The sequence below is a fragment of the Bacillus haikouensis genome, assembly GCF_013179555.1.
Lineage (GTDB): Bacteria > Bacillota > Bacilli > Bacillales > Bacillaceae_B > Rossellomorea > Rossellomorea haikouensis_A.
On record NZ_JABMCR010000181.1, the window covers coordinates 1 to 8,917 of the forward strand.

Here is an 8,917-nt window from a genome sequence, read left to right on the forward strand (position 1 = left end):
GACCCCGCAGGCGCAAATGCGCCGAGGCTCCCCCGCCCGTCCGCGGAAAGCGGAGTCTTGCACGGAAATCAAATAGCGGCATTCAAAGCAAATTTTCATTAAATCCTGACTAAACTTTTATACTTCAAACTCAAACAGAATCTATTACTTGACAAATATATGTATATTTTTCTCTATCCTTGAAATGAAAGAGTTTTTAGGATATATTCGTTATGGATAAAAAGGTTATTGGAGGACCAAAAATGACAAAACGATATGCCGTTATATTAGCTGCCGGACAGGGTACAAGAATGAAATCGAAGTTATATAAAGTTCTTCATCCTGTGTGCGGTAAGCCGATGGTGGAACATGTGGTCGACCAAATTTCAACATTAAATATAGAGAAGACTGTCACGATTATCGGTCACGGTGCCGAACTTGTGAAATCTTACTTGGAAGGCAAGAGTGATTTCGCCCTTCAAGAAGAACAGCTGGGTACTGCTCACGCCGTCATGCAGTCAGAAGATGTACTGGGTGGATTGGATGGTACGACACTGGTTGTGTGCGGGGACACCCCCCTTATCAAAGGGGAAACAATGGAAGCGCTTGTGAAGCACCATGAGGAACAAGGTGCCAAAGCAACCATCCTGACTGGACACACAGAATCACCTGATGGCTACGGAAGGATCATCCGTAACGAATCAAGCCTCGTGGAGCGCATTGTAGAACATAAAGATGCGTCAGAAGAAGAAAGAAAAGTGAAAGAGATCAATACAGGTACGTATTGCTTTGATAATAAAGCATTATTCAATACGCTCAAAAAGGTATCAAACGATAATGTACAGGGTGAGTATTACCTGCCGGACGTGATTGAAATCCTTCAAACGGAAGGTGAGGTTGTCAGCGCTTATCAAACGGGCGACTTTGATGAGACACTCGGTGTAAATGACCGTGTGGCACTTTCCCAGGCTGAAACGACAATGAAAAAGCGTATAAATGAGCAGCATATGCGGAATGGGGTGACGATTCAGGATCCGTCTAACACGTATATTGATGCCGGCGTGTCAATCGGCAGGGACACTGTCATTCTTCCCGGCACAGTGATTAAAGGAGATTCTTCCATTGGTGAGGACTCGATCATCGGACCAAATACCGAAGTGAAGGATTCTTCAATCGGTGATCGCACGGTTGTGAAGCAATCCGTTGCCCATGACAGTTCAATCGGCTCAGATGTACAGATTGGCCCGTTCGCTCATATTCGTCCTGATTCAAGTATTGCGGATGAAGTGAAAATCGGGAACTTCGTAGAAATCAAGAAAGCTTCATTCGGGAAAGGAAGCAAAGCTTCTCACTTGAGTTATATCGGTGATGCCGAGGTAGGAAGCGACGTCAATATTGGATGCGGATCGATTACGGTCAACTATGACGGTAAGAATAAGCATCTTACAAAGATTGAAGATGGAGTGTTCGTTGGTTGCAATTCCAATTTGGTAGCTCCTGTGAAAGTTGGAAAAGGAGCATATATTGCAGCAGGTTCAACGATTACCGAGGATGTTCCCGGAGGGTCCCTATCAATTGCAAGGGCTCGCCAGGTCAATAAAGAAAATTATGTGCAAAACCTTAATCACAAGAAATAAACTGGAGGTCCACCATGCCAAACTCTTATATTAATTCTAAGTTGAAAGTATTCTCTCTTAATTCGAACCATGAACTCGCTAAAGAAATCGCAGATGAAGTGGGCGTCGAACTTGGTAAGTCTTCTGTTAAACGATTCAGTGATGGCGAAATACAGATTAATATTGAAGAAAGTATCCGCGGCTGTGATGTTTTCGTTATTCAGTCCACTTCACAGCCTGTTAATGAAAACCTGATGGAACTGTTGATCATGGTAGACGCACTGAAGCGTGCATCGGCTAAAACGATCACAATCGTGATGCCTTATTACGGTTATGCCCGCCAGGACCGTAAAGCAAGAGCACGTGAGCCGATCACGGCCAAACTTGTTGCGAATCTATTGGAAACTGCGGGAGCGACACGCGTCATCACCTTAGATCTGCACGCTCCTCAAATACAAGGTTTCTTCGACATCCTGATTGATCACTTAATGGGTGTTCCGATCCTGGCAGAATACTTCCAGGAAAAAGGCTTTAAAAACGAGGACATCGTCATTGTATCTCCAGACCACGGCGGTGTGACAAGAGCACGTAAACTTGCAGAGCGCCTGAAAGCGCCGATTGCAATCATCGATAAACGCCGTCCGAAACCGAATGTGGCAGAAGTGATGAACATTGTAGGTAATATTGATGGCAAAGTAGCAATCTTAATCGACGATATCATCGATACTGCCGGTACCATCACACTAGCTTCAAATGCATTGATTGAAAACGGAGCGAAAGAAGTGTTTGCCTGCTGTACGCATCCTGTTCTTTCAGGTCCTGCGATCGAGCGTATCGAGAATTCCAATATCGCAGAGTTAGTCGTATTGAATACGATCGCGCTGCCGGAAGAAAAAATGATTGGTAAGATCAAACAGCTTTCTGTGGCGAAACTCATCAGTGAAGCAATCATCCGAGTATTCGAACAAAAATCTGTAAGTACATTATTTGATTAGAATTAATATTGGTGTTTGTGCAATAAAGAACCTGTCCTCTCAAAATGGGAGGACAGGTTCTTTTTATTGAGTCGGGTTAATTTAGACGGCCTTTCGTTCCTACGACCCCGAGTCTTGACCCCTAAGTACCGCCATCCTTCAATTGATGGACTGAAAATTCCAATTCACATGTTTATTCCCAATACGAATAGGGTAATTACTATATATAGAAACTCGACTCAATTTAAAAGATTAGGGAAGGTGTTGGATTGAACATGGCAACAGAATTAAAAGCAAAAACGAGAGATGATTTTAAACGATCGACTTTAACGAACCTTAGACACAGTGGAAATATCCCGGGCGTTGTCTATGGCTATAAAACAGAAAATACACCGATTGCGATTGACGCGATTACCTTTATCAAGACGATCCGGGAAGTAGGAAGAAACGGAATCATTTCTTTAGACATCAACGGAAACAAACAAAATGTCGTCTTAAGTGACTATCAACAGGATCATATTAAGGATGAAATTACGCACGTTGATTTCCTTGCGGTTAACATGTCTCAGGAAATGGATGCAGACGTCCGTATCGAGCTTACAGGAGAGGCTGCGGGAGTGAAGGACGGCGGAGTTTTACAGCAGCCCCTTCATGAAGTCTCCGTTACAGCGAAGCCTTCAGATATCCCAGAATCAATCGAAGTGGATATTTCAGAGCTTCAAGTCGGTGATACCGTAACGATTGCGGATATACGTGATAAATACAGCGTGACACTGAACGAGGAAGATGACCGCACGATCGCTTCCATCCTTGCTCCAAGACAGGAAGAAGAGATTTCAACCGGTGAAGAACAGGAAGCTGGTGTTCCTGAGAACGAAGAAGGAAGAGAAACCGAAGCGAGTGAAGAAAGTAAGTCTTCCGAAGAATAATCTTCCCTTTTTTAGCGTAACCTTTTGCAGGTTGCGCTTTTTACGTTTATTCTAGTAGTAACAGGTAAGAATGAGGTGGAAGAATGAAATTAATCGTCGGACTCGGAAATCCGGGGTCACAATACGAAAAAACCAGGCATAATATTGGGTTTGTCATCGTGGATGCACTTGCAGAACGGCTCGGTTTATCCCTGAATCAATCAAAGTTTAAAGGAGTCTTCGGAACGTATCACTATAAGGGTGAGAAGATCGTTCTGTTAAAGCCCCTTACATATATGAATCTTTCCGGGGAAAGCATCGTTCCGTTAATGGACTATTTTGATATAGATGAAGATAACCTGCTTGTCATCTATGATGATCTGGACTTGCCTGTAGGAAAGATACGATTGCGTCAGAAGGGAAGCGCTGGCGGCCATAACGGCATCAAGTCCACGATTGCTCATTTAGGCACACAGAACTTTAACCGGATAAGGGTCGGCATCGACCGGCCCGCAAACGGTATGAGTGTACCTGATTATGTGTTGGGTAAATTCAACAAAGAAGAACAGGCAGAACTGGATAAAGTCATCAATGACTCAGTCGAAGCATGTAAAAGTTGGCTTGATAAACCTTTTATCGAAGTAATGAATAGGTTTAATTAAACTTTGTAACATCCGTTCCAGCGGTTGATTGGAGTGCAAGACGCAGACTCCTGCGGGAGAAGCGTGTTAGGTGAGACCCCGCAGGGAGGTACGACAGAGGCGGCTCACCAACCGCCCGCGGAAAGCGGAGTCTTGCACGGAAATCAATAGCGGTGATTAGAATCGAAAAACAAAATGCCAACTGAATAAGTCCCTTCTATTCCGTTCATACTAAACGTATAAATGTAATTGGAGGGATATCAATTGGCTATCCACTATCATTGCCGGCATTGTGGTACGAATGTAGGGACGATTTCCGATGTGTCGGTTCACTCAGAACAGCTGGGCATCCACAAACTGACTGAGGAGGAACGTATACATATGGTTGAGTACCAACATAATGGTGATATCCGTGTTCGCACAATTTGTGAAGATTGTCAGGAAAGTCTGGAGAGAAATCCGGATTATCATGGATTGGATTATATCATTCAGTAAGAGTTTATATCATTATTTGGCAACAACGCTTTGGTAGAAGAACCAAAGCATTTTTCTGTTTATATATACAAGCCCGATTAAACAGTCTTATTCGTTGTTTAATCAGGTCTAAATGGATAGAGTTTGTGAGATATTGAACCGATAGATAGAAAGAATCACGGGAAGGAGCGTAAACTTGAAAGGTATTTTAAAACAAATTCACCAAAGCGAAGAACTTCAATCCCTTATAATCGGAGTTGAAGAACAATTATCTGAACAACTTGTAGCAGGTCTGTCTGGCTCTTCACGTACTGCTTATATAGCGGATGTTTATCTTGAAACAACTAAATCCACTGTGGTGGTTACCCATAATCTGTTTCAGGCACAAAAAATATACGAAGATCTGACTCAATTTCTATCCGAAGATGAAGTCTATCTGTATCCCGCTAATGAACTGATCGCAGCGGAATTGAGTGTGGCAAGCCCGGAACTGCGGTCACAACGGATAGAAGTATTGAATCAGCTGTCAAAAAATAAAAAAGGTGTTTATATTGTACCCGTAGCAGGGTTAAGAAAAATACTTCCTCCTAAACAACAGTGGGAAAAGAATCAAATCACATTTACGTATGGAGAAGATATCGACCTCGACGATGTCTTGAATCAATTGGTTCAAATGGGTTATCAGCGAACCGGAATGGTGAGTACCCCGGGGGAGTTCAGTCTTCGAGGGGGGATTGTCGATATCTACCCGTTGACTCTTCCTAATCCTGTACGGATTGAATTGTTTGATACGGAAATCGATTCAATCCGTACATTTTCGGTGGATGATCAACGGTCCATCGATAAGCTGAAGAACATCGAAGTCGGACCGGCATCAGAAGTCTTGATGAATTACGAAGACATGGGGAGCTTAATCCAGAAAATTGAAGAGGGCATGTCGAGAAGCCTAAAAAAGATAAAGGCAGACAGTGTGAAAGAAAAGCTCACAGAGTATATTGGGCATGAAATCGCGCAGCTTGAGAATGGTCAGATTCCTGAGCAGATATTCAAGTATCTCTCCCTTGCCTATGAGACGCCTAGTAGTTTGCTAGATTATCTGCCCGGTGACAGCGTAATTTTCTTTGATGAATACAGCAGGATCCTGGAGATGAGTGAATCCCTGGAGAGGGAAGAAGCAGAGTGGTATACATCCCTCCTGCAGGATGGACAAATTATACACGAACTTTCCGTTTCTCATAACTTCCCATCCTTGACAGCCAATACGAAGCTGCCTAAGGTTTATTTCTCCTTGTTTCTGCGTCATATACCGAATACGAGCCCTCAAAACATTTTCAATGTCTCAGCTAAACCGATGCAGAATTTCCATGGACAGATGAATGTGTTGAAGGCAGAGCTTGACCGCTGGAAGAAAGGAAAATATACCGTTATTCTGCTTGGACCTGATGAGGAACGTGTGAAGAAGTTGCAGCGTGTACTTGATGACTATGAAATCGAGATTGCATTTGTCGAAGATGGTTCCAAGTTATTAAATGGCAAGGTTCAAATGATCAATGGAAGCCTTACGAATGGATTTGAACTTCCAATGCAGAAACTTGCCGTCATCACTGAAGAAGAGTTGTTCAATAAAAGAACTCAAAAAAAGAAACCAAGAAGGCAAAAACTTTCAAATGCTGAAAGAATAAAGAGTTACTCTGAGTTGAAAGTCGGAGATTACGTGGTGCACGTCAATCACGGGATCGGAAAATATTTAGGGCTGGAAACGTTGGAAATCAACGGGGTCCATAAAGATTATCTTCACGTCAAATATCAAGGCAGCGATAAACTGTATATTCCGGTTGAACAGATCGATCTTGTGCAGAAGTATGTCGGTTCAGAGAGTAAAGAACCAAAGCTTTATAAACTGGGCGGAACTGAATGGAAGAAGGTTAAATCCAAGGTTCAATCTTCCGTTCAGGATATTGCTGACGATCTCATCAAACTTTATGCCGAGCGTGAAGCTGCAAGGGGTTATGCCTTTTCCCCCGATGGTGATATGCAGCGTGATTTCGAAACAGCCTTTCCTTATGAGGAAACGGATGACCAATTAAGGTCGATTCATGAAATCAAGCATGATATGGAAAAAGAACGGCCTATGGATCGATTGTTGTGCGGAGACGTAGGATACGGGAAGACTGAAGTCGCGATCCGCGCTGCTTTTAAAGCGATTGCAGACGGTAAGCAGGTTGCTTTCCTGGTACCGACCACCATTTTAGCCCAGCAGCATTATGAAACCATCAAGGAACGGTTTCAGGACTTTCCGATCGAGATTGGCTTGTTAAGCCGCTTCAGGACAAGAAAGCAGCAGCTGGAAACGATCAAAGGACTGAAAACAGGAACGGTTGATATCGTCGTAGGTACGCACCGCCTTTTATCCAAGGACATTGAATACCGCGATATCGGACTGCTGATAATCGATGAAGAACAGCGATTTGGTGTGACTCACAAAGAGAAAATAAAACAACTTAAAACGAATATCGATGTGTTGACCTTGACAGCTACCCCGATTCCCCGCACCTTGCACATGTCTATGCTTGGGGTTAGGGATTTGTCTGTCATCGAAACACCGCCGGAGAACCGCTTTCCAGTACAGACGTATGTCATGGAATATAATGGCCCGCTGATCAAAGAGGCGATTGAACGGGAAATGGCGCGTAATGGCCAGGTTTATTTTCTATATAACCGAGTGGAGGATATCGAGCGTAAAGCGGATGAAATTTCGATGCTCGTCCCTGATGCAAGAATTGCTTATGCTCACGGACAAATGAGTGAGGGTGAGCTGGAATCAGTGATCTTAAGCTTCCTTGCAGGTGAGTATGATGTACTTGTGACAACGACCATCATCGAAACGGGTGTCGATATCCCGAACGTCAATACACTCATCGTATTTGATGCAGACCGTATGGGCTTGTCGCAGCTGTATCAGCTGAGAGGCCGGGTGGGGCGCTCGAACCGCGTGGCGTATTCCTACTTTACGTACCGGAAGGACAAAGTACTGACGGAAGTGGCGGAGAAACGTCTCCAGTCCATCAAAGAATTCACGGAGCTCGGATCAGGATTCAAGATTGCGATGAGGGACTTGACAATACGCGGTGCGGGTAACCTGCTCGGTGCACAGCAGCATGGCTTCATCGATTCCGTAGGGTTTGATCTCTACTCACAAATGCTTAAAGAAGCGATTGAAGAGCGGAAGGGGGATATCCCTAAGAAGCCTGAGTCCACTTTTGAAGTGGATATTGAGGTGGATGCTTATATTCCGGATACCTATATTAAGGATGGGCATCAGAAGATTGAGATGTACAAACGATTCCGATCCCTTTCCTCCCTGCCTGAAATTGAAGAATTGAGGGAAGAAATGCTTGACCGATTTGGTGAATATCCTGAAGAAGTGGAGTATCTATATCTCATTACCGAGATGAAGATCTTTGCCAAGAATACGGATCTTGAAGTGATCAAACAGGAGCAGAAGGTGGTCAATATCTATATGTCTCCAGAAGGAACCAACCGGATTGACGGTTCCAAGGTATTCGATTTGTGCAATAAACACGGCCGCGCTGTAGGACTTGGAATGGAAGGGTCTAAATTGAAGATATCCATCAACACGATGCGTCTCGAAACATCAAAATGGTTCCATATGGCATATGACATCATTAAGAACCTGGATACAGCGGTAAAAACGGAGAATCACGTGTCTTGATTATAGCCTCCTAATAGTTTTGATCAAGAAACAAATGAGAGGGAAGCAGTCATAATTCATCTGATTTTAGAATGAGTTTTGTGATACACGTTATGTATATCTACTGTCCAGCGGTTGATTGGAGTGCAAGACGAAGACTCCCTCGGGAGAAGTGGCTAATGTGAGTCCTGTCCAGCTCCGGGGCTTAGAGGAACTTGTCATAAGTCAACTCGTCCAAGAAGGCAAAGAACGCCTTCGTGGCCGATTCGCCTTATGCCACCCGCCTCTGAGCAAAGCCCCTCCGCTTTTCTACCCACAGGAGCGTATTGCGACGAGGAGGCTCACGGGTCACCCTCGAAAAGCGAAGTCTTGCACGTAAATCAGCCGCGGTGTTCAGGGGGGATCCAAACAATTTAGTAATCGCGTTCATTTATGCCCTCATTTTCGTTACATAAAGATGGTTTTCGACATTTCATCCTAATATTCGTTATAATCTTGTAACTCAACTGTAAACGCGTTTGCTGGTTTATTTTACTATGATAAGGGTATTAGTATTAATGCAGCTGCCAACTTTGGAAAAAGTAACCTGCACTAGCATTTTAGTGAAATTACA

6 protein-coding genes are annotated in these 8,917 nt (G+C 43.8%); all 6 read left to right on the plus strand.

Annotation, left to right across the window (positions count from 1 at the left end; all coding sequences use genetic code 11):
* The first annotated feature begins 242 nt into the window (after window positions 1-242).
* The 6 genes from glmU (at window position 243) to mfd (ending at window position 8,325) form a co-directional block, all read left to right on the plus strand.
* Entirely contained in the window at window positions 243-1,616 is a 1,374-nt protein-coding gene (glmU, locus tag HP456_RS16035; protein ID WP_172252894.1) for a bifunctional UDP-N-acetylglucosamine diphosphorylase/glucosamine-1-phosphate N-acetyltransferase GlmU, read from the plus strand.
* A gap of 14 nt (window positions 1,617-1,630) precedes the next feature.
* Complete coding sequence (locus HP456_RS16040) at window positions 1,631-2,590, plus strand: ribose-phosphate diphosphokinase (RefSeq protein WP_172252896.1); 960 nt, start codon at window positions 1,631-1,633, stop codon at window positions 2,588-2,590.
* Between the two features lie 254 nt (window positions 2,591-2,844).
* A complete protein-coding gene (locus HP456_RS16045; protein ID WP_172252898.1) occupies window positions 2,845-3,498 on the plus strand; it encodes a 50S ribosomal protein L25/general stress protein Ctc in 654 nt (217 codons plus the stop codon).
* Window positions 3,499-3,581: 83 nt separating this feature from the next.
* Window positions 3,582-4,139, plus strand: coding sequence for an aminoacyl-tRNA hydrolase (gene pth, locus HP456_RS16050; protein WP_172252900.1), 558 nt, complete (start codon window positions 3,582-3,584; stop codon window positions 4,137-4,139).
* A gap of 243 nt (window positions 4,140-4,382) precedes the next feature.
* Window positions 4,383-4,613 (plus strand): anti-sigma-F factor Fin, encoded by a 231-nt coding sequence (gene fin, locus HP456_RS16055; RefSeq protein ID WP_172252902.1) that lies wholly within the window; start codon window positions 4,383-4,385, stop codon window positions 4,611-4,613.
* 175 nt (window positions 4,614-4,788) lie between these two features.
* A complete protein-coding gene (gene mfd, locus HP456_RS16060) occupies window positions 4,789-8,325 on the plus strand; it encodes a transcription-repair coupling factor (protein WP_172252904.1) in 3,537 nt (1,178 codons plus the stop codon).
* Window positions 8,326-8,917 lie beyond the last annotated feature (592 nt).

Coding starts and splice junctions, on each gene's coding strand:
- glmU (WP_172252894.1), top strand. CDS start 243: ATGACAAAACGATATGCCGTTATATTAGCTGCCGGACAGGGTACAAGA.
- HP456_RS16040 (WP_172252896.1), top strand. CDS start 1,631: ATGCCAAACTCTTATATTAATTCTAAGTTGAAAGTATTCTCTCTTAAT.
- HP456_RS16045 (WP_172252898.1), top strand. CDS start 2,845: ATGGCAACAGAATTAAAAGCAAAAACGAGAGATGATTTTAAACGATCG.
- pth (WP_172252900.1), top strand. CDS start 3,582: ATGAAATTAATCGTCGGACTCGGAAATCCGGGGTCACAATACGAAAAA.